We start from the raw sequence: 22,270 nt of genomic DNA, 5'->3' as shown, positions 1-22,270 counted from the left end.
GTCGTCCTGAACCATCGTTATATTCCCTGGGTGACTACCGAGACCGGGATCAACATCCACAGCACCGCGGGCAAGCTGGCGGACCTGGAGCGACGGGTCGACGAGGCCGTGCACGCCGGGTCGGCGCGCGCGGTGGAGAAGCAGCACGCGCGGGGCAAGAAGACCGCCCGGGAGCGGATCGAGCTGCTGCTCGACGAGGGCTCCTTCGTCGAACTCGACGAGCTGGCCCGGCACCGGTCGACGGCCTTCGGGCTGGAGAAGAACCGCCCGTACGGCGACGGTGTGGTGACCGGCTACGGCACCGTGGACGGCCGGCAGGTGTGCGTCTTCGCGCAGGACTTCACCGTCTTCGGCGGCTCCCTCGGCGAGGTCTTCGGCGAGAAGATCGTCAAGGTGATGGACCTGGCCATGAAGATCGGCTGCCCGGTGATCGGCATCAACGACTCCGGCGGCGCCCGGATCCAGGAGGGCGTCGCCTCGCTCGGCCTCTACGGCGAGATCTTCTTCCGCAACGTCCGGGCCAGCGGGGTCATCCCGCAGATCTCGCTGATCATGGGCCCGTGCGCGGGCGGCGCGGTCTACTCCCCGGCGGTCACCGACTTCACCGTCATGGTCGACCAGACCTCGCACATGTTCATCACCGGCCCGGACGTCATCAAGACGGTCACCGGCGAGGACGTGGCGATGGAGGAGCTGGGCGGCGCCCGCACCCACAACTCGCGCAGCGGCAACGCGCACTACCTCGCCACGGACGAGGAGGACGCGATCGAGTACGTCAAGGCGCTGCTGTCGTACCTGCCGTCGAACAACCTCGACGAGCCGGTCGTGTACGAGGCCCCGGCCGACCTCGACATCTCCGAGTCCGACCGGGAGCTGGACACGCTGATCCCCGACTCGGCCAACCAGCCGTACGACATGCACCGGGTGATCGAGCACGTCCTCGACGACGGCGAGTTCCTCGAGGTGCAGCCGCTCTACGCGCAGAACCTGCTGATCGGCTACGGCCGGGTCGAGGGCCGGCCGGTGGGTGTGGTCGCCAACCAGCCGATGCACTTCGCCGGCACCCTGGACATCGCCGCCAGCGAGAAGGCGGCCCGCTTCGTGCGGACCTGCGACGCGTTCAACATCCCGGTGCTGACCTTCGTGGACGTTCCCGGCTTCCTCCCCGGCACCGGGCAGGAGTGGGACGGCATCATCCGCCGCGGCGCGAAGCTGATCTACGCGTACGCGGAGGCGACCGTCCCGAAGGTCACCGTCATCACCCGCAAGGCCTACGGCGGCGCGTACGACGTGATGGGCTCCAAGCACCTCGGCGCGGACCTCAACTTCGCCTGGCCGACCGCGCAGATCGCGGTGATGGGCGCCCAGGGCGCGGTGAACATCCTCTACCGCTCCGACCTGGCCAACGCCGAGGACCCGGCCGCCGTCCGGGCCGAGAAGATCGCCGAGTACGAGGACACCCTGGCCAACCCGTACATCGCCGCCGAGCGGGGCTACGTCGACTCGGTGATCCCGCCGCACGAGACCCGGGCCCAGATCGTCCGGGCGCTGCGGGTGCTGCGTACGAAGCGGGAGACCCTGCCGCCGAAGAAGCACGGCAACATCCCGCTGTAGCGGCCCGGCAGGGAGCCCCCGGCCCTGACCGGGGGCTCCTCGCCGACGCCTCCTCCGCCGTAGCGGAGCCGACGAGCCGACGGGGCAGCCGTCAGCAGGACGGGTTGGCGGCGGCGCACATGCGGCGCGCGGCGGTCTCGGCGAGGTCGCGAAGCTCGGCATCGGTGCCACCACGGGCGGGCGTGAGGACCGTGACCAGGTCGCCGGAGCGGACGACGGCCCGGTTGACCGGCTTCGTCACCTTCTCCTCCGGCACCGCCGAGGTCTTCACCTCCCGGGGCGGCGTCACGGTGTGCCGCAGCAGCACCGCCTGGTCGCCGGCGAAGTCCCGCGCCACCACCGTCCAACGGTGGGTCGACGTGTGCAGCGCGTCCCGCCCACCCCACTTCGCCAGCCCGGTGCTCTGCCACTGCCCGCAGCGGGCCACGAGCCGGTCGAGCTCGTCGAAGACCTCACCGGCCGCCTCCGGCCGGACGCGGTAGAGCTCCTGACGCAGCAGCGGCTCCCCCGTCGGGTCGCCCACCTGCCGGCTGCGCGGCACCGTCTGTGAGCGGGAGTACCGGGAGGTCGCCCACTCGGCGGCGATCCCCTTCTCCTTCAGGCACACCATCAGCATGTCGTCGACGCGGACCGGTTCACCGATCCCCGACTGGGTGAGCGGCGGGTCGGCCCGCTCGGGCAGGTCGGCCACGGACACCAGGGCCTCCAGCGGTATCTCCACCCGGCTCGGGCTGGCCGCCGGCCGCGCGCCGGCGGCCACCGGCGCCACCGGCTTTCCGGTCCGGCCGGCCGCCACGGCGGTGGAGCCCGAGACCACGACCAGCACGACCGCCGCCGCCAGCGCCGCCGTACGCCGACTGCGCCGGCGGGCCCGGGCGCGCAGCTCGGCCGGTTCGGCCCAGCGGACCCCGCTCAGCTCCCGGTGCAGCTGGTCGAAGCTCAGGTGGTCGGACATCAGGCCTCCTCCAGATCAGAGACGGCGAGCAGCCCGGCGAGCGCGGTGCGCCCCCGGGAGAGTCGGGCCTTGACCGTGCCGACAGGCGCCTCGGTCTCCCGGGCCACCTCCGCCACCGGCATGCCGAGCAGGTAGTACAGGGCGAGCGCGACGCGCTGCTCCTCGGGCAGCCGGCGCAGTGCGGCGACCACCTCGACGGTGTCGGTGCCGGGACCGGGCACGCTCGATTCCGCCCCGTGCCGCAGGTACGCCTTCGCCCGGCTGCGCAGGCTGCGCCAGCGGCTGACCGCGATCCGGCCGGCCACCACCCGGACCCACGCCTCCGGGTCGTCGTACCCGCCGACGGTCGACCAGCGCTGCCAGGCCCGAATGTACGCCTCCTGCACGGCGTCCTGCGCCTCGGCGAGGTCACCGGTCAGCACGTAGACGAAGCCGAGCAGCCGTTGTCGGCTGCTCCGGTAGAAATCGTCGAACCCGTCGACGTCCGGCACCCGCTACCTCCCCCGTGGTGGTCGCAGGTGACACGCGCGCCACGGGACGCCCGGTTGCCGGCTCAGCCGACCATTTTCGTCAACTCGTCCGCCGGGAACGCGCCGGCCGGGATCCGTTCCCGCACCGCCCGCCGGACGGCCCGCTGCACGGCGGAGTTGACCGGGGTCGGCACGCCGTGACGCCGGCCGAGCAGGGCGATCTCGCCGTTGAGGTGGTCGGCCTCGGTGGAGCCGGCGCCCCGGGCCAGGCTCTGCCAGGTGGAGCTGCCGCTGCGCGGCTGACCGTCGACGGGGCGGCTGCCCACCCGGTCGCCCCGCTCGGTCGCCTCCTCCTCCCGGGTGGTGTGCGCGATCCCGGCGGTGGCGAGCGCGTGCTCACCCTCAGCCCGGACCCGCCTCGCCAGCTCGTCGGGGACGTGCGCGCCGAGCAGGGCCTGGAGGCCGTTGCCGAGGTTGGCCAGGAGCTTGCCGTACTTCCACCGCATGACGTCGTGCCGGACCGGGGCGACGAAGCCGGCGCCGGTGAGGTCGGCGGCCACCGCGCGATCCACGTCGTCCGATCCGGACGGGTACCGACCCAGGTGCAGCATCCCCGGATGCGGGTGTCCGTTGGCGACGACCACGCCCGGCTCCAGGTGGGTGGCGGGCAACCAGACGCAGACCGGGTGCACCCGGTCGAAGAGCCGCAGCGCCGCGGGCTCGTTGGCCACCCCGTTCTGCGCGGTGAACAGCGGCAGCCGTTCGGCGGCCGTCCCGCCACCGTCCACCGGGGCGTCCGCCCAGACGGCCAGCGCGGCCGGGGTGTCCTGGGACTTGACGGTGAGGACCAGCACCGTGTCGGCCGGCAACGGCCGCTCCCCCGGCCCGTCGACGGCCGGGCCGCGCCAGGCCACCGGGCCGTCCGGGGTACGCAGGGTCAACCCGTCCCGCCGGATCGCGTCCAGGTGCGCGCCGCGGGCCACCAGCGTCACGTCGTGGCCCGCCTCGCTCAGCCGTACGCCGATGGTGCCGCCGACCGCGCCCGCCCCGATGATCACGTAGTGCACCCGCTCATTCTGCCGGTGCACTCCGACACCGCGAGGTGGACGAGCCGGCGGTGCCCGGCCGGCGGGGCAGCGCGGTGAGGCCGGCGCCGGTCAGCGAGCTGCTCGCTCAGCGGGGTGCTCGGCGGTCAGCGGGTGAGGCCGGCGTCGGTGAGGATCGGACCGGCGAGCAGGGCGGCGCCGACGACGAGGGCGGCCAGGTTGACCAGGCCGAAGACGGTCACCCAGAAGAACGCCGGGAAGGGTGTCAGGTGGGCGAGCTGGTCGGCGTCGGACTCCGGCATCCGGCCCCGGCTGCGCAGCCGCTGCAACTCGAAGACCGGGCGTACGCCACCGAGGAGCAGGAACCACACGCCGGTCCAGGCGAACGCGGCCTGCACCTGCGGCGAGGCGTACCAGGAGACGGCGAGCACCACCCCGCCGGTGACCAGCAGGGACAGCACGCCGAAGACGTTGCGGACCAGCACCAGCATGGCCAGCAGCAGCGCCACCGCGACCCAGAGCAGCAGGGTGATCCGGTTGCCGCCGAGCAGCCATGCCCCGGCGAGGCCGACCAGCGAGGGCGCGACGTAGCCGGCCAGCAGCGTGAGGATCATCCCCGGGCCGCTGGGGCGGCCGGCGGAGAGGGTCAGGCCGGAGGTGTCCGAGTGCAGCCGGATGCCGTGCAGCCGGCGCCCGGTGAGCAGCGCCAGCAGGGCGTGCCCGCCCTCGTGGGCGATGGTCACCGCGTTGCGGGCGACCCGCCAGGGCAGTCGGGTGGCGACCACCGCCAGCGCGACGACGGCGGTGAGCAGGACGAGCAGGGGCGGTGGGTCCGGCTGCGCGCTGAGGAGCTTGTCCCAGAGGTCACCGAGGCCGTCGATCGACACCATGGGCGGGGAGCCTACCTGCCTCGGTCGTGTCGTTCGACGGTCGTGATCTCGTATCGGGTGAGACTGACCGGGTGGCGATCGGATCGGGAGGTGAACGCCGGTGAGCGCGGCACCCCTGGAGCCTCACGTCGGCCTCTGGACTGAGGCCGACTACCTCGCCATGGGCGAGACCCCGAACCGGATCGAGTTGCTCGACGGCAGCCTGATCGTGAGCCCTGCTCCCAGCAAGCGTCACCAGTTGGTGTCGTGGAATCTCGTCGACAGCCTGCGCCCCGCCGCGCGACCCGAGGCCCTTCTGGTCTTCGAGGCGGTGAACGTCCGACTCGGGGTGGACCGGATTGTCATTCCGGACGTGGTCGTAGCGGACACGGACGACGAGGGCAACTTCGTGGAGGCGCGCGAGGTAGGGCTCGTCTGCGAGATCGTCTCGCCGGGCAACGCCGCCGCCGACCGCCTGGTCAAGATGCAGCTCTACGCGATTGCTCGGATCCCCTTCTATCTGCTGGTGGAGCAGGACGGTGAAGCGCATTCGCTGCGGCTGTACCGGCTCGACGGTGCGCACTATGTCCAGGACCAGGTGGCGAAGGCCGGCGAGACGCTGACCATCACCGAGCCGTTCCGCTGGCAGCTCGACCCGGCCTCGCTGCGCTGACGGGTATCGCCAACCAGACCGCCATCGATCGCCGCTGATGAAAATTTTCTCTATGACTCTTGCGCGTGGAGGCAGTTACCTCCAAAGATTGTCGTCAATCGATCGGCGTCCTGTGGAGGCATCCATGACCCGTACCAGGTTCTCGCTGCGCCGGCTGCTCGCCGCCGGCCTCACCGTCGTCGCCACCGCGGCGGCGGCCCTCGTCGCCACCGCCGGACCGGCGGCCGCGGCCACCGTCCCCGGCATCGACGTGTCGCGCTACCAGGGCACCATCAACTGGACCAGCGTCCGCAACGCCGGCATCCAGTTCGCCTTCATCAAGGCGACCGAGGGTACGAGCTACAAGGACCCGAACTTCAACGCCAACTACGTCAACTCCTACAACGCCGGGGTGATCCGGGGGGCGTACCACTTCGCTCGGCCGAACATCTCCTCCGGCGCCACCCAGGCCAACTACCTGGCCTCGAACGGCGGCGCGTGGTCGGCGGACAGCCGTACCCTCCCCGCGGCGCTGGACCTGGAAGCGAACCCGTACAGCGGCGGCTACTGCTACGGGTTGAGCACGACCGGCATGCGTAACTGGGTGCAGGACTTCCTGAACACCTACCGGTCCCGCACCGGCCGGTACGCGGTCATCTACACCACCACCAGCTTCTGGAACCAGTGCACCGGCAGCTGGACCGGCCCGTGGGCCAACCACCCGCTCTGGATCGCCCGCTGGTCGAGCAGCCCCGGCACCCTGCCCGCCGGCGCCCCGTTCTGGAGCTTCTGGCAGTACACCGACAGCGGCAGCGTCCCGGGGATCAGCGGCGGCGTCGACCGCAACTACTGGAACGGCGACCGGACCCGACTGATCGCGCTGGCCAACAACACCTGACCGGAGACGGACACAGGTCGGCGGCAGCGGGATCGGTCAGCGTAGGTCGATGACCGGTCCGGCTGCCGCCGTCGTCCTCCGTCGGATCAGGCCCTGCGTCGCGCGGTCACGGGCACCGGCACGGCGTCCTCGCCGGCCAGCTCGCCCCGCCGGGCGAGGCGCCAGGCGGCGACTCCGGCGGCGGTGACCGTCACGACGGTGAGCAGCGCGACCAGCACCGGCATCCCGGCACTGACCAGCAGCAGAGCGACGTCGCCGAGCGCGACCAGCATCCACAGCGCGAGCCGGGGACGAGCGTCCTTGCGTCGGTAACCCATGTCGTGCCTCCTTCCGTCGTCGAAGGACAGTTACCCCCTACGACGGAAGGTCATGCGAATCAACTTCGCACCGGTGCGAATCCCGTGGATCAGTTCACCCGGTCGGGCTTGAAGCCCTTGACGACCTGGTCGAAGTTGGCGAGGTTGGCCTGCCAGTCCTTCGCCGCCACCTCCCACCGGATCGCGTAACCCCGGTTGGTGGCGGTCGCGAAGCCCCGGTTGCGTACGTGGATCCGGGTGTTGTCCCGGGTCTCCAGCCACTCCCAGTCGGCGCAGGTCCGGTACCAGTCGCAGCGCTCGATGCTGAGGTACTGGTAGTTGCTGACCCGGCTCTTGCGGGCCGGTTCCTGCTGCTTCCAGTCGGCGACTGCGTCCTTCTTCGGCGAGGAGCCCCACTGGATCAGCATCTCGCCGACCCCGTTGCTCTGCCGGAAGACCGCCGTGTTGGAGTTGATCTGCCCACCGCGCCAGCCCGGTGGCAGCGGCACGAAGAAGGTCGGCCCCTCGTGCAGGGTCCAGCCGGCCGGCAGGGCGTTCGGGTCGGCGGACGGGCTCGCCGAGGGCGTCGGGCTGGGCGGCGCGGCGCTGCTCGTCGCGGGTGCCGGCGCGGCCGGCGCCGTGGTGGGGGCGGCCGTCGAGGGCGCCGCCGAGCTGCCCGAGCCGGCCCGCGGGGTGTCGTCCTTCGGGTCGTCGCCGCTGGTGAGCAGCGGCACGAGCACCGCGAGGCCGACCAGCAGCACCGCCACCAGGGCGCCGATCAGCAGGTTGCGCCGCTTGTGGTCACGCTTCGTCCCGTCGTACACCGAACCGGTGACGGGCTCGGCCGGCGCGGCCGGCGGGCTCACCGGGGCCGGCATGACGGAGGTGGGGTTGCTCGGCTTCGGCGGCTCGACCTTGCTGGTCGGCTCGGCGTCCGCCGACGGCGGGTCGACCTCCGCGGGGGGTGCGCTGTCAGCGCTCGCCGGCACCTTCGCGGTCGCGTCGTCGGTGGCGGTGGCCGCAGCGGCGGCCGCCCCCGCCGCGGCCTGCTCGGCGCGCGGCGCCGGCACCTTCGGCTCGGCGATCTCCTCGGCTGGTCGCGGCGCCGGCACCACCGGCGGTCGCGGTTCGCGCGGACCGTTCGGCCCCGGCCGGCGTACGCCATCGAGCAGCGAGATGCCCTTCGCGCGCTTGCCGCCGGCCCGGCGCAGCAGGCGCTCGGCCACCTCGGCGGTGATCCGGTCCTTCGGATCCTTGCGGAGCAGGCCGTTCAGGACCGGCTTAAGCGGCCCGGCGTTCTTCGGCGGCGGCAACGGTTCGGTGGCCAACGCCGCCAGCGTGGCGATCGCCGACGGCCGGGCGTACGGGGACTTGCCCTCCACGGCCGCGTAGAGCGTCGCGCCCAGCGACCAGAGGTCGGCCTCCGGGCCGGCGGTGCCGTCCTTCGCCCGCTCCGGCGCGATGTACGCGGGGGAACCGAGCACCATGCCGGTGCGGGTCACGTTCGGGTCGCCGGGGATGGTCGCCAGACCGAAATCGGTCAACACCACCCGGCCGTCGGTGCCGAGCAGCACGTTGCCCGGCTTGATGTCGCGGTGCATCACGCCGGCCTTGTGCGCCGCCTTCAACGCGCCGAGCACACCCAGCCCGATCTCCACCGCCTTGGCCGGCGACACCGGACCGTCCTCGGCGAGGGTGTCCTGCAAGGACTTCGACGCGACGTACTCCATGACGATCCACGGGTCGCCGTCGGTGCGCAGCACGTCGAAGATGCGGACGACGTTGACGTGGTTGAGCCGGGCGATGGCCCGGGCCTCGCGCAACGAACGCTCCCGCATCTCCCGACGCTCGTCGTCGGTGAGACTGGGCGGCGGGACCAGCTCCTTGATCGCCACGTCCCGGTGCAGCACCTCGTCGCGCGCCTTCCAGACGCGGCCCATGCCGCCCTGACCGAGCGGCGAAATGAGCCGGTACCGGTCGGCGACGAGTTGGGGAAGCGGGTTGGACATCGGTGAGACGGTACCCGGCGCCGACAATGGTCACACCGCCGGCACGCCACTGTGCGGGAAAGGTCAAGCTCCCGACGCGTACTCTGACGCCATGTCTGCCGAAGAGCCGCTGTTCCGGGTCGTCCGAGGTGTCCCCACCGCCGATGAACTGGCCGCGCTGGTGGGCGCGATCGTCGCCCGGTCCCGTCCGGTCGCCGCGCCCGCGCCGGTGCGGACCTCCGCCTGGGCCCGCAGCGCCCGACCGGCCGCCGCGACGCCCGCCGCCGGCCCCGGCGCGTGGCGCGCCTCTGGCCTCCCCCGCTGACCCTTCCCGGGGTACGGACCGGTTGAGCTGGGGATAAATCGTCGGGGCTGCCGAGATCGCGTCGCAGCCATTAACCTCACTCAGGGAAACGGCGCCGTGACGGTAGGGAGGGTCGATGATCCCCGAGGAGGACCGCCCAGTTTCCTGGCTGGGCGACTACGGCGGCATCGAGGCCGACATCCGCCAGATGCGGGAGTTCGCCGACCGGCTCCAGGCCGAGGTCGAACGGAACTACGCACCCCACCTGCGCTACATCGTCGACGACATGACGGCGGCCATCCCGAACCCGTGTGACGCCTTCATCGAGCTGGTGCAGTTCCTCCACGCGCACTGGGAGAACCAGCAGGCCACCAGCGACATGGTCCACGCGCTGGGTCAGGCGACCGGCCGACTCGCCAGCGCCGCCGGCACCATCGCCCAACGGTACGAGGGCGCCGACGCCTTCTCTTCCGCCCGCGTGGCCGACGTACGCCAGGCGCTCGCCGACCCGTACGCGGCCCTGCCCGGCCGGCAACCCGTGTTCCGTGACCCGACCGGCCCGGACGGCGGGCCGGTGGTGCTGCCGTGATCGAGAGGGGCAGCGGCCGCACGTCCGGCCTCACCGACTGGCAGCTGATGGACGTGCTCAGCATGTGGGCGTGTCTCCAGGACCACGACACCAGGGGGCACTGGAAGCAGGTCCAGGGCTGGCGGAAGGTCTGCGACCTCGCCCAGACCCACCTGGACCGGCTCCGGCAGTACCGACGCGGCCTGGCCGAAGCCTGGCCGCCGGAGACCAACACCGCCGCGCAGGCATACGTCGGCGAACTGGACGAGCTGATCGACCGGGTGCAGCGCACTCACGACGCCGCCGCCGCCAACTACGACGCGCTCTCCGCGGCCACCCGCGCCATCGACAGCGCCCGGCCCGAGCTGAAGCGGGTGTACGAGGAGTACGCCACCAAGCTCCAGCAGAAGCAGGGGTACGAGGCGACGGCCGCCGACCCCAAGGCGGTGACGGGCAACCGGGTCGTGAAACCGCCGGTGACCGAGGCGGAGCTGGAGCAGTTGAACGTACGGGCCCGGGGGATCATGTTCGGGCTCAGCGGAGAGCTACAGCAGGCACAGGTGATGCTCCAAAAACCACCGCCGACGCCGAAGCGGCTGCCGGGAATAGACCATGACAACCCTGACGTATACGGCTCACCTTCGCCTGCGCCAAATATTCCGCCGATAGTGCCGGTGCCAATAGCTTCATCCAGCACCTCATCTCCAGTTAAGCGGGCAAAAGAGTCAGCTCGAGCAGTTCCTTTGCCGACTGCCCCGAGCGCAGGGCCGGTACTTGGCGGGGTTGGACCTGGCCTTGCGCCACATCCCGCCAACCCGGGAACACCAGGTATCACGCCCTCAGCATCATCTGGGTTGTCTCCCAATCCGGGCGCCCCGCCCTCGTTTCCACCCCTGTCGGGCTCAGTCGGTCGCACTGGCTCGGCTTCACCTCCAAGTGGACGTCCCGGCCCCACGACTCGGTCAGGCTTTATCAACGCCGACGGTCTCCCGCACGGCACGTCTCCACGCCCAGTGCCACCCAGCGGTCTAATCGGAGGGCTCCCGGGGACGGGTCTCGGGCAAACAGGCGGCACCAATCCTCCGCGGCGTGTCAACCCCATTGGCGGCGTAATCGGAGGCGGCGGAGCAGGAACGGCACCAACGGGTTCCGCAGGTTCGCGCCCAGGCGGCGGAAAGACCAGCCAATTCGGAAGCATGCACGGCATGTCGCCGATCGGTGGGGCACCCGGGCAATCAACCAGCTCAGGCATCGGCGGTACGCCAGCGCGGCCAGGGCGCCGGGAGGGCTCGGGGGACGAATCGCGTCGTTGGGATCCCGATCATCCGTGGCAGACCGACGAGGGAGTAAACCCGGTCGTTCGCCCACCCGATGACGAGGGGCCCATTGACCCAGGACCAGCTATTGGCTTTGGTCGGTGATGAGGCACATCGGGCGGTTCCTACTAGGGGCACTTGTTCTCCCAGCCACTATCGCACTGAGCCAACCAGCTGTAGCCCAGGAAGTCCCAAATGGAGACGGCCGGGTGCGCGATGACCAATGGCATCTGCGGTATCTGCAAGTCCAGAAGGCCCACCTGATTAGCCGAGGGGCGGGAGCAGTAGTCGCGGTGCCAGACACGGGCGTTGCCCCGCACCCCGATTTGCGAAGAAATTTGCTTGCAGGAACCGACATGATTCGGAATGGAGGCGGCGACGGACGCCAAGACCAAGATAGTCATGGCACCGGCATGGCAGGGCTAATCGCCGCTCATGGTCGAGGGAATACTGGCGCGCTGGGCATCGCACCTGAGGCGAAGATATTGCCAATTCGCATCAAACAGAGCAACGAGCAAGGCAACCAAGACGACTTGATCTCTGGCATCAAGTATGCAGTAAGTCAAGGGGCAGATGTAATTAGCATCTCCGCAACGACTGACGCAAGTGCTGAGTTGCAGCAAGCTATAGCATCTGCCGTGCACGCCAACACCGTAATCGTCGCCGGGGCGGGCAACCAACCACGGCAACGCCACGTCGGCTTTCCTGCAGCCTATCCCGCCGTAATCGCCGTGGGAGGCGTGGACCGGGCCGGGGAACGCGCCAGCGTCGCCGTCACAGGCCCCGAGATTGATGTCGTCGCACCGGCCGTAGAGATCTACAGCACGAGCATCGATGGAAAGTATCGACAAGGGACCGGAACCTCCGATTCCACAGCGATCGTCGCCGGAGCCGTTGCACTCCTCCGCTCTAAATACCCCTACCTCCCGGCGGAAGAAATCGTGCATCGCCTCACGGCGACTGCGATCGACAAGGGTCCTCCTGGCCGAGATGACGAGTATGGCTATGGCGTCATCGACCTGGTAGCCGCCCTGACTACAGACGTACCCCCAATCGGCTTTGAGTCTCCGTCGGCGAGCCCACCCGCCGGCGGTGGGATGACCTCGACAGCGGTCGCGGCCTCCAGGGGCAGCGGGGATGGGGCGACCACACGTGGTCTCGTCACGCTCGCCGTGATCGTGGCGGCTGGCGGCGCTGCTTACGCACTGGTCAGGCGGCGCCGACGGGCCGATGATCCACCACCACGGATGAGCCGTTGAGCGGGGACGCCTTGCTGGTGGGACCTACTCAGTGATCAGCGGTCGGCTCTGGGGAGGGCGGACGGGTGTTCGGACGAGATCTCGGCGACGCCGAGCAGTGGGTGGCCGAGTGGTCCGCCTCGATTTCTGAGCGCGCTGAACGGACGCAGCGTCTGGCTAGCCGAGTCGCCGGAACCAGTGCCATGGCGAGTTCCCCGGACGGACTGGTCGAAGTCAGAGTGGACAGCGGCGGCGCTCTTTCCGGTCTTCACCTGGACAACCGGATCACTGGTTGGCCGGCCTCCCGAGTCGAAGCGCTGATCATAAGAACCATGCGTCAGGCCCAGGCAAAGCTTGTCGCAGAGGTGGCCGCCGCCGTCGCAGAAACGGTCGGCGCGGACACCGAGACAGGCCGGGCTGTGCTGGAGGGGTACTCGGGGCGCTTCGGGGTCGAGCCGGATGGGCCAGACCCGGATGGTGGCCGACGTGCAGGGTGATGCCCATCTCGGCGTTGATCCTCTAGCGCTGTGCCGTCACGCGCAAAATGTGGACCGCGTCGCTGAGACCGTGCAGCAGAGCCTCTCGGCGGCGCGGTCGGTGGGGCTCGGCGCCGAAGCCTACGGCCACCTGTGCGCCGCACTGCCGGCAATGCTCGCGCCACTACAACAAGCTGCGGAGCGGGCGCTACGAGAGTCGGCAAGTGCCATCGAAGAATCAACGGCAGCGCTACGGGTGATCGCTCGGCGTTACCAGGAGGCCGATGAGCAGGCAGCCGACCGCTTCGAGTCAACCCGGTGACCAGCCCGAACCCGCTCATGGTGGGACGGTCGGACAGCACTACCGGATGGTCGGGCATCGGCCTCGCAGAGGACATCGACCTGCTGGCTACCTCGTTCCGCAGCGGCTCGTGGATCGACGGTTCGATTGGTGGCTTCGCCGCCGGGATGGACGCCCTCGCGCTCGTCGTGGATCCGCTCGGCCAGCTCGTCTCGTGGGGCGTCGGTTGGCTGATCGAACATGTCAAACCCTTGTCAGACGCACTGGATTGGCTTGCCGGCGACCCCGATCAGATCAGCGCCTACGCCGCCACCTGGGCGAATGTCGCGGCAGCAATGCGTTCCTCGGCGGCGGACCTCAGGCTCTCGGTCGTCGGCGATCTGACCGGGTGGACCGGCGACGCCGCTGCCGGCTACCGGGCGCACGTCATGAAGGAGCAGGAAGCGCTGAGCACGTTGGGTGCCGGCGCCGAGGCGATGGCGACTATCACCACTGGCGCCGGGCTGGTCGTGGCCCTGGTGCGGGAGACGGTCCGAGACTTGATCGCCGATTTCGTCTCCGTACTTGCGGTGCGGCTGTGGGAGTGGTTGGCCCTCGCGGGCGGCACCCTGGGGGCGGCCACGCCTTGGGTCATCACCCAGGTCTCCACGCTGGCGGCTCGGTGGGCGGCGAAGATCGCCCGGCTGGTCACCGGCCTGCTCAACAGCCTGCGGCGGCTGGCGCCGACGCTTCGTCGCCTTGACGACATCCTGACTCAACTCGATCACCTGCTACGGGGTCTCGCTCGGCGCGACCCGACCAGCCCTGTGCCCCGCGGCGATCTGCACTCTCGGGGCGGCACGCGGACGAACAGGGACGTGCTCGACAACGGATCGGGTACGCCGATGACCGTCGAGAACGCCGAAGCTGTTGCCGCACGCCTGGGCATCGACCTACGAGGTATCGAGCTGCACCTCGTGAACGAGCCTGACGAGGTGCGGTATCTGGACTCGATGGAGGCGTGCGCCTACACGCCGACCGAGATGGCGGGTAGAGCCATTCGCCTCGGGCCTGCCAGTTTCGCTGACGAGGAAACCCTCGCCGTTACCATCGCTCACGAGTATCACCACGTCGTCCAGCTGAGGAACGGCGATCAGTTCCGCCGCACCTGGAGAGAGCTTGAGGACGAGGCGTACGCCGTCGAACCAGGTGCGTTGGAACGGTTCAGGGGAAGCAGATGAGTCAACTGATGTTCCGGGTCGATGAGGTGTTCGACCTGCCGGCGCGACAGGGCCTGGTGGTCTGCGGCACGATGCTCGCCGGCTCGTTGCAGGGGGTGCCGGACTTCGTGGACGAGTTGAGCGGGGAACGGCTCCGGGTCCTCGGCGTCGACTTCCCCACGCCGAGGACTCGACGAACCGGCCAACAACTTCTGGTCGTCGCCAGGGAAGATGCCGCCCTGGTCGCCCCCGGCCGCGTCTGGACGGCACCCTCGACTCCCGACGCATGATCTGATCTTTCTCATTAGCAAGCCCCCGAGCCAGCATCCCGACCGGCCTGCCCGGCTGGTCGTGCGCCCGGCCTGCACGCCAGCCGGTAACGTCGAAGGCGTGTCGAACTCCCTGCCCTTGCGCCTCGTCCTCGCCAGTCAGAGCCCCGCCCGTCGCAAGCTCCTCCAGGCCGCCGGTATCGAACCCGACGTGCTGGTCAGCGGGGTCGACGAGTCCCAGGTGACCGCCGACCGGGCCGAGGATCTCTGCCTGGAGTTGGCGAGGTTGAAGGCGTTGGCGGTGCTCGACCGGCTGCGTGCCACCCCGGACGAGCGGACTCTGGTGCTCGGGTGCGACTCGGTGCTCGCCTTCGACGGCGAGATCCTGGGCAAGCCGGCGGATGCCGCTGATGCGACGGAGCGCTGGCGGCGGATGCGGGGGCGCAGCGGGGTGCTGCACACCGGCCACTGCCTGGTCGATGTCGTTCACAAGGCCCGCGGGGAGGCGGTGGCCTCGACGACCGTGCACTTCGCCGACATCAGTGACGAGGAGATCGCCGCCTACGTGGCGACGGGCGAGCCGCTGGCGGTGGCGGGCGCGTTCACCATCGACGGGTTGGGTGGCGCGTTCCTCACCGGTATCGAGGGTGATCCGGGGACGGTGGTGGGGTTGAGCCTGCCGCTGCTGCGTCGTCTGCTGGCCGAGTTGGAGCTGAACATCACCGATCTGTGGACGAAGGTCGCGCCGGGGGGCCAGGAAGTCGAGCATCTCGGTTAGCGTCCGGTGATGACCTCGAAGTCGCCGCCGCTGACGCCGGAACTGCACGCCTATCTCGTCGCGCACGGATCACCGCCGGACGAGATCATGCGTGATCTGGCCGAGGAGACGATCGCGGTCCTACCCGACGAGGCCACGATGCAGGTGGCGCCGGAACAGGCCGCGTTCCTGACCTTCCTCACCCGGTTGCTGGGCGTACGGCAGGCGGTGGAGGTGGGCACCTTCACCGGGCTCTCCGCGCTGGCCATCGCCCGTGGGCTGCCCGACGAGGGCCGCCTGACCTGCTTCGACATCTCGGCGGAGTACACCGGCATCGCCCGGCGGTACTGGGCGCGGGCGGGGGTCGCCGACCGGATCGACCTGCGCATCGGGCCGGCCGCCGACGGGCTGCGCGAGCTGCCCCAGGAGCGCTACCTGGACTTCGCGTTCATCGACGCCGACAAGACCGGCTATCCGATCTACTGGGACGAGTTGGTTCCGCGGATGCGCCCGGGGGCGGTGATCGCGGTGGACAACACGCTCCGTGGTGGTCGGGTGATCGCCCCGCAGAACGCCGACGACCGGGCGATCGCCGCGTTCAACGACGACGTCCTGGCCGACGTCCGCGTCGACGCGGTCATGCTTCCCCTCGCCGACGGCGTCACCCTCGCCCGGGTCCGCTGACCGCCGGATCCACCCAGGGCGCCGATGCCGGCGGCGTCCGATACCAGCGATGAGTCGCGTTCAGGCGGTCCAGTAGTAGTCACCGGCCGGCAGGCTGGGCGGGGGAGCTGTGTCGAATGCGCGGATCTCCTCGCCGTCGACGATCACATAGCGGATACCACCGTGGTGGCTGAGCAGGTGCTCTTCCAGGTGGATCAGAGCCAGGCGATAGCGCGCGTCGGCCAGTGTCACGTCGGGCCCGAAGACTCCGGCGACGTCCTCCGCGCTCATTCCGCGGAGGTATCGCTCCACGTCGTCGTCCACCAGATGGAGAAACGCTTCGGGCACACCGGCGCGCGAATCCGCGGCGAACCAACCATCACCGACCTCGTCGAGGGCAACTCCGTTCCGACGAAGGTCGGCGATGATTCGCTGCGCGAGATGATCCATGATCGAGATTAACCTGCGGCCGGGCTCGCAAGCACACCTTCGATGGCCTGCGCCGGAGCGGAACACCCCGACCCGGCGCCACCGCGGCTGCGGCGAGTGGGCCGGTCAGACGGCGACGGGAACCGGGCGGTCGTCCGGCGCGGCCGCGTTCCGCAGCGCACGGCCGAGTCGCACGGTGAGCAGCACGGCCGCCGCGATGAAGCCGGGCAGCGCCAGGAAGGCCAGGTGGGGTCCGACCCCGTCGGCCACCGCGCCCAGCGCCACCGGCGCGATCCCGAAACCCACCCCCATCGAGTACGACGACCAGCCGGCCGCCTTGTCGGCGGCCGCTCCGGCGACGTTGAGCGCGATCGAGATCGCCAGGGGGTAGTGCAGCGCGTTGCCCAGTCCCAGCACCACCAGCCCGGTGACGGCGAGCCAGCCGACCGACGCCAGCCAGAAGATCGAGAACCCGGCCAGGGAGAGGGCGAGCGCGCCGAGCAGCAGCGGCACGGGCGGCCAGCGCAGGGCGATCCGGCCGCCGATCAGCCGGCCGAGGAACATCCCGCAGACGATGGCGGCGACCGCGGCCGACGCGGCGGCGGCGGTCATCCCGGCGTGCGAGCGCAGCACGTCGGCGGTCCACAGCGACAGGCAGACCTCGATCGAACCGGTCATCGCCATCAGCAGCCAGGCGATCCAGTACGCCCGCGGCAGCCGACCCGCCGCGGCCGGTCCGCCCACGCCGCCGGGCTGGACCGAGGTCGACGGGGTCGGCCCGACCCGGCCGGGGGTGACCGCCGGCCCGGTGACGCTCCCCCGCTCCGCCGAGGCCGCGAGGGGCACCCCGATTCGGCCGGCGGCCGGGGCGGCGGCGTCCGGCAGGCGTACGCGGAAGACGCGGGCGGCGAGCGCGACCAGCGCGATCAGCCCGACCTCGACGGCCATCACCGGTCGCCAGCCGAGGCCCGCGTCGACGCTGGCGCCGATCACCAGCGGGGCGAGGATGCCCATGCCGGCACCGACGGCGTTGGCCTCGGTGAGGGCGGCCGGCGCGGCGGCGCCGTGCCGGGCGGTGAGGACGACGGCCACGCCACTGATCACCATCATGCCGCCGGTCGCGATGACGGCGACCGTGGCGAGGGTGGCCGGCAGGGGGCGGAGCAGGCCGAATGCCGTGACACCGGCGGCGACCCCGGCCAGGCCGGCCCAGATCGCCGGGCCGCGGCCGATGAGGCGGGCGAGTGGCGCGAAGAGCGCTCCGCCGAGGATGGCGCCGACGGCGATGGCGGTGCTGTGCAGGCCGGCGACGGCGGCGCTGGTGCCCTGCTCGTCGCGGAGCAGCGGTACGACCGGGCCGAACCCGTAGAGGAAGAAGCCCCACAGCCCCAGTTGGGCGTAGGTCAGCCAGGTGATCCTGTCATGGGTGAGGCGGGGCACCGGCCTCACGCTACAAGCGCCGGACCGGTGCCCCGCCTTTGTGAGAGGCAACTCTCGCCGGGGCGGTGTCAGTGGGGGCCCGGCTCAGGCCGGGCCCCCGCTCCTCACCGGACGCTGCGGGCGAACTGGCGGGCGGCCCAGAACACGCCGGCGGCGGCGAGCACCGCGGTGATGGTGAGGCCCTGCCAGACCTTGTCGTCGCCGAGGTCACCGGCGAAGAGGGCCCGGGTGCCGTCGACCGCCCAGGAGAACGGGTTCCAGTTCGCGACGCCCTGCAACCATCCCGGGGCGAAGGTGAGCGGCAGCAGGATGCCGGAGAGCAGGAGCACCGGCTGGGCGACGGTGTTCATCAGCGGAGCGAGCGCGTCCTCGCTCTTGACCTTGAGCGCGACGCCGTACGAGACGGCCGAGGTCATCAGCGCGATCAGGGCGAGCATCAGGTACGCCAGGAGCAGGTCGCCGATGAAGACGCGCAGGTCGAACAGGAGCGCCAGCAGCGTGATGATGACGGCCTGGGCGATCAGCGAGACCACGTCCCGCAGGGAGCGGCCGAGCAGCAGGGCGAGCCGGCTGACCGGGGTGACCCGGGACCGTTCGATCACCCCGGCGCGCAGCTCGGCAATCAGGCCGAAGCCCTGGAACAGCCCACCGAAGATGGCCAGCAGCACCAGCAGGCCCGGTACGAAGATCTTGTAGGCGGCGGCCTGGGTGGGCGCGTTCAGGGCCGGCTTGAGCAGCGGGGCGAAGAGCAGCAGGTACATCACCGGCTGGAAGACACCGACGAAGACCCAGACCGGGTTGCGCAGCAGCAGCTGGAGCTGGCGCTCGAAGATCAGCCAGGTGTCGCGGGCGAGTTTCATGAGGTTCTCTCCGTAATCTCAGGACTCGCGCAGCGAGCGGCCGGTCTTGGTGAGGAAGACGTCGTCGAGGCTGGGTCGGTGCAGCTCGATCGAGCGCAGGTCGATGCCGCCCTGGTCGAGCCGGCGGAGGAGCTGCGGGATGACGGTGGCGCCCTCGTCGACGTAGAGGCGCAGGCCGCCCTCGTCGACGGTCTCCAGCTTGTTGACGTACTCCTCGCCGTCGAGCAGCTTGGCGGCCTGCGGGGTGGCGGCGAGGTCCAGGCCGACCAGCACCACGTCGCCGGAGATCTCCCGCTTTAGTGCGGTCGGGGTGCCCTCGGCGACCACCTCGCCGTTGTCCATGATCGCGATGCGGTCGCAGAGCGCGTCGGCCTCGTCCAGGTAGTGCGTGGTGATGAAGACGGTCATCCCCTCGGTGCGCAGCCGCCGGATCTCGTCCCACATGTGCGCGCGGCTCTGCGGGTCGAGGCCGGTGGTCGGCTCGTCGAGGAAGACGACCTTCGGCTCGTGGATGATGCCGAGGGCGATCTCCACCCGCCTGCGCTGCCCGCCGGAGTACGTCTTGCACTTGCGGTCGGCGTACTCGGTGAGCTGGAAGGCGTCCAGCGCGCGGGCGGCCCGGCGGTGGGCGTCGGCCTTGCCGATGCCGTACATCCGGGCGTGCAGGACCAGCTCCTCGCGGGCGGTGGACTCGTCCCAGGTGCTGCCGCCCTGGGGTACGTAGCCGATCCGCCGGCGCACCTCGGCCGGGTCCTTGCGCAGGTCGGCGCCGGCGATGCTGGCCTCGCCGCCGTCCGGCTCGATCAGTGTGGCGAGCATCCGCAGGGTGGTGGTCTTGCCGGCGCCGTTGGGGCCGAGGAAACCGAAGATCTCCCCCTCGGCGACGTCGAGGTCGACCCCGCGCACGGCGTCGACCGTCTTCGTCTCCCGACCCTGGCGGGAGCGGAACGACTTCCGCAGCCCTCTGGTCTCGATCATTTCTGCTCCTGGTCGTCCGGGCCGGACGCGCCGGCCGTCTGCCCCCTGGGGCGACGCCGGACGGCGTGCTCCCCCGTTGTGCCGCGAGCAGGCTAACGCGATATAGCTTTTATGGTCAACGTTGATTATTGCGCGTCGGGTCGGCTGGCCGGCTCACCGTCCGGAAAGCCCGACCAACCCTCCGCCCCGACCAGTCCAGCAGGCAGGTACGACACCCCGGACTCGATTCGCTCAGCGATCCGCTCGCACCAGCCGATCTCCGCCTCGGCGCGGGCCGCCCAGAGCTCGAACATCCAGGCCACGTGCACCGGCTTGGTGTCGCGCATCCAGTCCGAGTCCACCGAGGCCCGCATCGACTCGACGCCGGCCCGCAGCAGGTTGGCCCGGTTGCGCAGGGCGGCCGCCGCCTCCTCGCGGGGCATCGCGGGCAGGAAGGAGAAGGCGGCCACGAAGGGGTCCGGCGTCTCGTGCAGCTGCCACCAGTGCCCCCGCAGCAGAGTCTCGAACTCCTCCTCGCCCTTCGGTGTGACCTCGTAACTGGTCCGCGCCGGCCGGGCGCCGACCTGCTCGGTGGCGACCGCCCGCAGCAGCCCCTCGTCGGCGAGCTTGCGCAACCCGTGGTAGATCGAGCCGGGCTGCACGTTGGCCCACTTGTCGGCGTTCCAACTGAGCAGCTCGCGGCGCACGTCGTAGCCGTGCACCGGCTGCATCCAGCGCACCAGGCCGAGAATCATCATCCGAGTCGCAGACACCGGGCAAGCGTAATAACCAAACTTGACTAGGGCCCGGTGCGACAGTGCCACATCCCACACTGAGCGATCGTTAGGGCGATCAGAGTGGCCGATACACTCCCGGTCAACGACCCCGGGAGGAGCCACAAGGTGCGCAAGGTACTCATCGCCAACCGCGGAGAGATCGCCGTCCGCGTCATCCGCGCCTGCCGCGACGCCGGCCTGGGCAGCGTCGCCGTCTACGCGGACTCGGACCGGGACGCCCTGCACGCCACCCTCGCCGACGAGGCGTACGCCCTCGGCGGCGACACGGCGGCGGAGAGCTACCTGCGCATCGACAAGCTCATCGACATCGCCGCGAAGGCGGGCGCGGACGCGGTCCACCCCGGCTACGGCTTCCTCTCCGAGAACGCCGACTTCGCCCAGGCCGTCATCGACGCCGGGCTGACCTGGATCGGCCCCACCCCACAGGCCATCCGCGACCTGGGCGACAAGGTGACCGCCCGGCACATCGCCCAGCGCGCCGGCGCTCCCCTGGTCCCCGGCACCCCCGACCCGGTCGGCAGCCCCGACGAGGTGATCGCGTTCGCGGTCGACCACGGCCTGCCGGTGGCCATCAAGGCCGCCTTCGGCGGCGGCGGGCGCGGGCTCAAGGTGGCCCGCACCATAGAGGAGATCCCGCACCTGTTCGAGTCGGCCACCCGCGAGGCGGTCGCCGCGTTCGGCCGGGGCGAGTGCTTCGTCGAGCGGTACCTGGACAAGCCCCGCCACGTCGAGGCGCAGGTCCTCGCCGACCAGCACGGCAACGTGGTCGTGGTCGGCACCCGGGACTGCTCGCTCCAGCGCCGGCACCAGAAGCTGGTCGAGGAGGCCCCGGCGCCGTTCCTCACCGAGGCGCAGCGCGCCCAGATCCACGACAGCGCCAAGGCGATCTGCCGGGAGGCCGGCTACCACGGCGCCGGCACCGTCGAATACCTGGTCGGCGTCGACGGCACCATCTCCTTCCTGGAGGTCAACACCCGGCTCCAGGTCGAGCACCCGGTCACCGAGGAGACCGCCGGCATCGACCTGGTCCGCGAGCAGTTCCGGATCGCCGACGGCGAGAAGCTGCGGCTGGCCGAGGACCCCACCCCGCGCGGGCACTCCATCGAGTTCCGGATCAACGGCGAGGACCCGGGGCGCAACTTCCTGCCCGCCCCGGGCACCGTCACCGCGCTGCGGCTGCCCACCGGTCCGGGCGTCCGGGTCGACACCGGCATCTCGGCCGGCGACGTGATCGGCGGCAACTTCGACTCGTTGCTGGCCAAGGTGATCATCACCGGCGAGACACGGGCCGAGGCGATCGAGCGGGCCCGCCGCGCGCTCGACGAGATGGTCGTCGAGGGCATGGCCACGGCGCTGCCGTTCCACCGGCTCGTGGTGCGGGACGAGGCGTTCACCGCCGAGCCGTTCACCGTGCACACCCGGTGGATCGAGACCGAGTTCGACAACACCGTGCCGCCGTTCACCGCCGCCGCCGGCGCCGCCGAGGCGCCGGCCGAGCGCGAGACCGTCGTGGTCGAGGTGGGTGGCAAGCGGCTGGAGGTGACCCTGCCCGCCGGCCTCGGCGCGGGTACGGCCACCGCCGCGCCCGCCGCCAAGAAGCCGGGCCGCCGGGGTGGCGGCGCCAAGGCCGGCGCGGCGGTCAGCGGTGACACGCTCACCTCCCCCATGCAGGGCACCCTCGTGAAGATCGCGGTCGCCGACGGGGACACCGTCGCCGAGGGCGACCTGGTGGTGGTGCTGGAGGCGATGAAGATGGAGCAGCCGCTGCACGCCCACAAGGCCGGCACGGTCAGCGGCCTCTCCGCCGAGGTCGGCGCGGTGATCACCGCCGGCGCGGCGATCTGCACCATCGCCTGACCCCGGTCCCCCGTCCTCCCCGGCACGCCGGGGAGGACGGCGGCAGCACGA

The 22,270-nt window shown here is 70.8% G+C and carries 25 protein-coding genes; 13 read left to right on the top strand and 12 right to left on the bottom strand.

The annotated features are described in order from the left end of the window. Positions 1–30: 30 nt before the first annotated feature. Positions 31–1,614, top strand: a complete 1,584-nt coding sequence (locus V6U79_RS17355) for an acyl-CoA carboxylase subunit beta (protein WP_334523538.1) — start codon at positions 31–33, stop codon at positions 1,612–1,614. Between the two features lie 91 nt (positions 1,615–1,705). Here the strand turns inward: V6U79_RS17355 and V6U79_RS17350 are convergent, their stop codons facing one another. The 4 genes from V6U79_RS17350 to V6U79_RS17335 all read right to left on the bottom strand — a co-directional run bounded on the left by V6U79_RS17350 (position 1,706) and on the right by V6U79_RS17335 (position 4,975). Further along, positions 1,706–2,569 carry a hypothetical protein gene (locus V6U79_RS17350; protein ID WP_334523536.1) on the bottom strand — a complete coding sequence of 288 codons (864 nt, stop codon included), beginning with the start codon at positions 2,567–2,569 and terminating at the stop codon, positions 1,706–1,708. After that, positions 2,569–3,060: a SigE family RNA polymerase sigma factor gene (locus tag V6U79_RS17345; RefSeq protein ID WP_334523534.1), complete on the bottom strand. Its 492-nt coding sequence runs from the start codon at positions 3,058–3,060 to the stop codon at positions 2,569–2,571. The genes V6U79_RS17350 and V6U79_RS17345 overlap by 1 nt, the downstream gene beginning before the upstream one ends. Before the next feature lie 62 nt (positions 3,061–3,122). Next, the gene (locus V6U79_RS17340; RefSeq protein ID WP_334523532.1) at positions 3,123–4,106 is read right to left on the bottom strand and encodes a ketopantoate reductase family protein; all 984 of its coding nucleotides are present in this window, start codon (positions 4,104–4,106) and stop codon (positions 3,123–3,125) included. Positions 4,107–4,231: 125 nt separating this feature from the next. After that, positions 4,232–4,975, bottom strand: coding sequence for a M50 family metallopeptidase (locus tag V6U79_RS17335; protein ID WP_334523529.1), 744 nt, complete (start codon positions 4,973–4,975; stop codon positions 4,232–4,234). A 100-nt stretch (positions 4,976–5,075) separates the two neighbouring features. Between V6U79_RS17335 and V6U79_RS17330 the strand changes: the two genes are divergently transcribed. Together V6U79_RS17330 and V6U79_RS17325 are read left to right on the top strand one after the other, a co-directional pair. Beyond that, positions 5,076–5,627 carry a Uma2 family endonuclease gene (locus V6U79_RS17330; protein WP_334523526.1) on the top strand — a complete coding sequence of 184 codons (552 nt, stop codon included), beginning with the start codon at positions 5,076–5,078 and terminating at the stop codon, positions 5,625–5,627. A gap of 124 nt (positions 5,628–5,751) precedes the next feature. After that, complete coding sequence (locus V6U79_RS17325) at positions 5,752–6,504, top strand: GH25 family lysozyme (protein ID WP_334523523.1); 753 nt, start codon at positions 5,752–5,754, stop codon at positions 6,502–6,504. An 86-nt stretch (positions 6,505–6,590) separates the two neighbouring features. Here V6U79_RS17325 and V6U79_RS17320 read toward each other — a convergent pair whose 3' ends face one another. Together V6U79_RS17320 and V6U79_RS17315 are read right to left on the bottom strand one after the other, a co-directional pair. Then, positions 6,591–6,821: a hypothetical protein gene (locus tag V6U79_RS17320; RefSeq protein ID WP_334523521.1), complete on the bottom strand. Its 231-nt coding sequence runs from the start codon at positions 6,819–6,821 to the stop codon at positions 6,591–6,593. Between the two features lie 89 nt (positions 6,822–6,910). Next, a complete protein-coding gene (locus V6U79_RS17315; RefSeq protein WP_334523519.1) occupies positions 6,911–8,809 on the bottom strand; it encodes a serine/threonine-protein kinase in 1,899 nt (632 codons plus the stop codon). A gap of 91 nt (positions 8,810–8,900) precedes the next feature. Between V6U79_RS17315 and V6U79_RS17310 the strand changes: the two genes are divergently transcribed. Both V6U79_RS17310 and V6U79_RS17305 read left to right on the top strand, forming a co-directional pair. Next, the gene (locus tag V6U79_RS17310; protein WP_334523517.1) at positions 8,901–9,113 is read left to right on the top strand and encodes an acyl-CoA carboxylase subunit epsilon; all 213 of its coding nucleotides are present in this window, start codon (positions 8,901–8,903) and stop codon (positions 9,111–9,113) included. Positions 9,114–9,228: 115 nt separating this feature from the next. Next, positions 9,229–9,681 carry a hypothetical protein gene (locus V6U79_RS17305; protein ID WP_334523514.1) on the top strand — a complete coding sequence of 151 codons (453 nt, stop codon included), beginning with the start codon at positions 9,229–9,231 and terminating at the stop codon, positions 9,679–9,681. A 292-nt stretch (positions 9,682–9,973) separates the two neighbouring features. On the opposite strand, the gene V6U79_RS17300 is transcribed toward V6U79_RS17305, so the two are convergent. Then, positions 9,974–10,186 carry a hypothetical protein gene (locus V6U79_RS17300; RefSeq protein WP_334523511.1) on the bottom strand — a complete coding sequence of 71 codons (213 nt, stop codon included), beginning with the start codon at positions 10,184–10,186 and terminating at the stop codon, positions 9,974–9,976. An 894-nt stretch (positions 10,187–11,080) separates the two neighbouring features. On the opposite strand from V6U79_RS17300, the gene mycP reads away from it, so the two are divergent. The 7 genes from mycP to V6U79_RS17270 all read left to right on the top strand — a co-directional run bounded on the left by mycP (position 11,081) and on the right by V6U79_RS17270 (position 15,900). Next, positions 11,081–12,235: a type VII secretion-associated serine protease mycosin gene (gene mycP, locus V6U79_RS17295; RefSeq protein WP_334523598.1), complete on the top strand. Its 1,155-nt coding sequence runs from the start codon at positions 11,081–11,083 to the stop codon at positions 12,233–12,235. 65 nt (positions 12,236–12,300) lie between these two features. Next, positions 12,301–12,711, top strand: coding sequence for a YbaB/EbfC family nucleoid-associated protein (locus V6U79_RS29825; protein WP_442933298.1), 411 nt, complete (start codon positions 12,301–12,303; stop codon positions 12,709–12,711). Then, on the top strand, positions 12,674–13,012 hold the full coding sequence (locus V6U79_RS17290) for a type VII secretion target (RefSeq protein ID WP_334523508.1): 339 nt from the start codon (positions 12,674–12,676) through the stop codon (positions 13,010–13,012). Before V6U79_RS29825 ends, V6U79_RS17290 begins: the two co-directional genes overlap by 38 nt. Next, positions 13,009–14,211 carry a WXG100-like domain-containing protein gene (locus tag V6U79_RS17285; RefSeq protein ID WP_334615192.1) on the top strand — a complete coding sequence of 401 codons (1,203 nt, stop codon included), beginning with the start codon at positions 13,009–13,011 and terminating at the stop codon, positions 14,209–14,211. Before V6U79_RS17290 ends, V6U79_RS17285 begins: the two co-directional genes overlap by 4 nt. Next, positions 14,208–14,480, top strand: coding sequence for a hypothetical protein (locus V6U79_RS17280; protein ID WP_334523502.1), 273 nt, complete (start codon positions 14,208–14,210; stop codon positions 14,478–14,480). Before V6U79_RS17285 ends, V6U79_RS17280 begins: the two co-directional genes overlap by 4 nt. A 100-nt stretch (positions 14,481–14,580) precedes the next feature. Further along, positions 14,581–15,237 carry a Maf family protein gene (locus V6U79_RS17275; RefSeq protein WP_334523499.1) on the top strand — a complete coding sequence of 219 codons (657 nt, stop codon included), beginning with the start codon at positions 14,581–14,583 and terminating at the stop codon, positions 15,235–15,237. A 9-nt stretch (positions 15,238–15,246) separates the two neighbouring features. Further along, positions 15,247–15,900, top strand: coding sequence for an O-methyltransferase (locus tag V6U79_RS17270; RefSeq protein ID WP_334523496.1), 654 nt, complete (start codon positions 15,247–15,249; stop codon positions 15,898–15,900). Positions 15,901–15,960: 60 nt separating this feature from the next. Here the strand turns inward: V6U79_RS17270 and V6U79_RS17265 are convergent, their stop codons facing one another. The 5 genes from V6U79_RS17265 to V6U79_RS17245 form a co-directional block, all read right to left on the bottom strand. Next, a complete protein-coding gene (locus V6U79_RS17265) occupies positions 15,961–16,329 on the bottom strand; it encodes a hypothetical protein (RefSeq protein ID WP_334523494.1) in 369 nt (122 codons plus the stop codon). 105 nt (positions 16,330–16,434) lie between these two features. Continuing rightward, positions 16,435–17,748 carry an MFS transporter gene (locus tag V6U79_RS17260; RefSeq protein WP_334523491.1) on the bottom strand — a complete coding sequence of 438 codons (1,314 nt, stop codon included), beginning with the start codon at positions 17,746–17,748 and terminating at the stop codon, positions 16,435–16,437. Positions 17,749–17,852: 104 nt separating this feature from the next. Beyond that, entirely contained in the window at positions 17,853–18,608 is a 756-nt protein-coding gene (locus tag V6U79_RS17255; protein ID WP_334615191.1) for an ABC transporter permease, read from the bottom strand. Between the two features lie 18 nt (positions 18,609–18,626). After that, positions 18,627–19,586, bottom strand: a complete 960-nt coding sequence (locus V6U79_RS17250; RefSeq protein ID WP_334523487.1) for an ATP-binding cassette domain-containing protein — start codon at positions 19,584–19,586, stop codon at positions 18,627–18,629. Between the two features lie 125 nt (positions 19,587–19,711). Further along, positions 19,712–20,323, bottom strand: a complete 612-nt coding sequence (locus tag V6U79_RS17245) for a PadR family transcriptional regulator (protein ID WP_334615209.1) — start codon at positions 20,321–20,323, stop codon at positions 19,712–19,714. A gap of 144 nt (positions 20,324–20,467) precedes the next feature. On the opposite strand from V6U79_RS17245, the gene V6U79_RS17240 reads away from it, so the two are divergent. After that, complete coding sequence (locus V6U79_RS17240) at positions 20,468–22,219, top strand: acetyl/propionyl/methylcrotonyl-CoA carboxylase subunit alpha (RefSeq protein WP_334615190.1); 1,752 nt, start codon at positions 20,468–20,470, stop codon at positions 22,217–22,219. Positions 22,220–22,270: the final 51 nt, after the last annotated feature.

It is taken from the genome of Micromonospora psammae, from assembly GCF_036902725.1.
In the GTDB taxonomy this organism is placed as follows: Bacteria; Actinomycetota; Actinomycetes; order Mycobacteriales; family Micromonosporaceae; genus Micromonospora.
Note: the sequence above shows the minus strand (reverse complement) of the source record. Positions and strands in the feature narration are given on the sequence as shown.

Bases quoted from the DNA above. Each gene is read 5' to 3' on its own strand.
- V6U79_RS17350 (WP_334523536.1), bottom strand. From the start codon at position 2,569: ATGTCCGACCACCTGAGCTTCGACCAGCTGCACCGGGAGCTGAGCGGG.
- V6U79_RS17335 (WP_334523529.1), bottom strand. From the start codon at position 4,975: ATGGTGTCGATCGACGGCCTCGGTGACCTCTGGGACAAGCTCCTCAGC.
- V6U79_RS17325 (WP_334523523.1), top strand. From the start codon at position 5,752: ATGACCCGTACCAGGTTCTCGCTGCGCCGGCTGCTCGCCGCCGGCCTC.
- V6U79_RS17320 (WP_334523521.1), bottom strand. From the start codon at position 6,821: ATGGGTTACCGACGCAAGGACGCTCGTCCCCGGCTCGCGCTGTGGATG.
- V6U79_RS17315 (WP_334523519.1), bottom strand. From the start codon at position 8,809: ATGTCCAACCCGCTTCCCCAACTCGTCGCCGACCGGTACCGGCTCATT.
- V6U79_RS17310 (WP_334523517.1), top strand. From the start codon at position 8,901: ATGTCTGCCGAAGAGCCGCTGTTCCGGGTCGTCCGAGGTGTCCCCACC.
- V6U79_RS17305 (WP_334523514.1), top strand. From the start codon at position 9,229: ATGATCCCCGAGGAGGACCGCCCAGTTTCCTGGCTGGGCGACTACGGC.
- V6U79_RS17300 (WP_334523511.1), bottom strand. From the start codon at position 10,186: ATGATCCCCCGGGCCCGTACGTTCAACTGCTCCAGCTCCGCCTCGGTC.
- mycP (WP_334523598.1), top strand. From the start codon at position 11,081: ATGAGGCACATCGGGCGGTTCCTACTAGGGGCACTTGTTCTCCCAGCC.
- V6U79_RS17290 (WP_334523508.1), top strand. From the start codon at position 12,674: ATGGGCCAGACCCGGATGGTGGCCGACGTGCAGGGTGATGCCCATCTC.
- V6U79_RS17280 (WP_334523502.1), top strand. From the start codon at position 14,208: ATGAGTCAACTGATGTTCCGGGTCGATGAGGTGTTCGACCTGCCGGCG.
- V6U79_RS17270 (WP_334523496.1), top strand. From the start codon at position 15,247: ATGACCTCGAAGTCGCCGCCGCTGACGCCGGAACTGCACGCCTATCTC.
- V6U79_RS17265 (WP_334523494.1), bottom strand. From the start codon at position 16,329: ATGGATCATCTCGCGCAGCGAATCATCGCCGACCTTCGTCGGAACGGA.
- V6U79_RS17255 (WP_334615191.1), bottom strand. From the start codon at position 18,608: ATGAAACTCGCCCGCGACACCTGGCTGATCTTCGAGCGCCAGCTCCAG.
- V6U79_RS17250 (WP_334523487.1), bottom strand. From the start codon at position 19,586: ATGATCGAGACCAGAGGGCTGCGGAAGTCGTTCCGCTCCCGCCAGGGT.
- V6U79_RS17245 (WP_334615209.1), bottom strand. From the start codon at position 20,323: ATGATGATTCTCGGCCTGGTGCGCTGGATGCAGCCGGTGCACGGCTAC.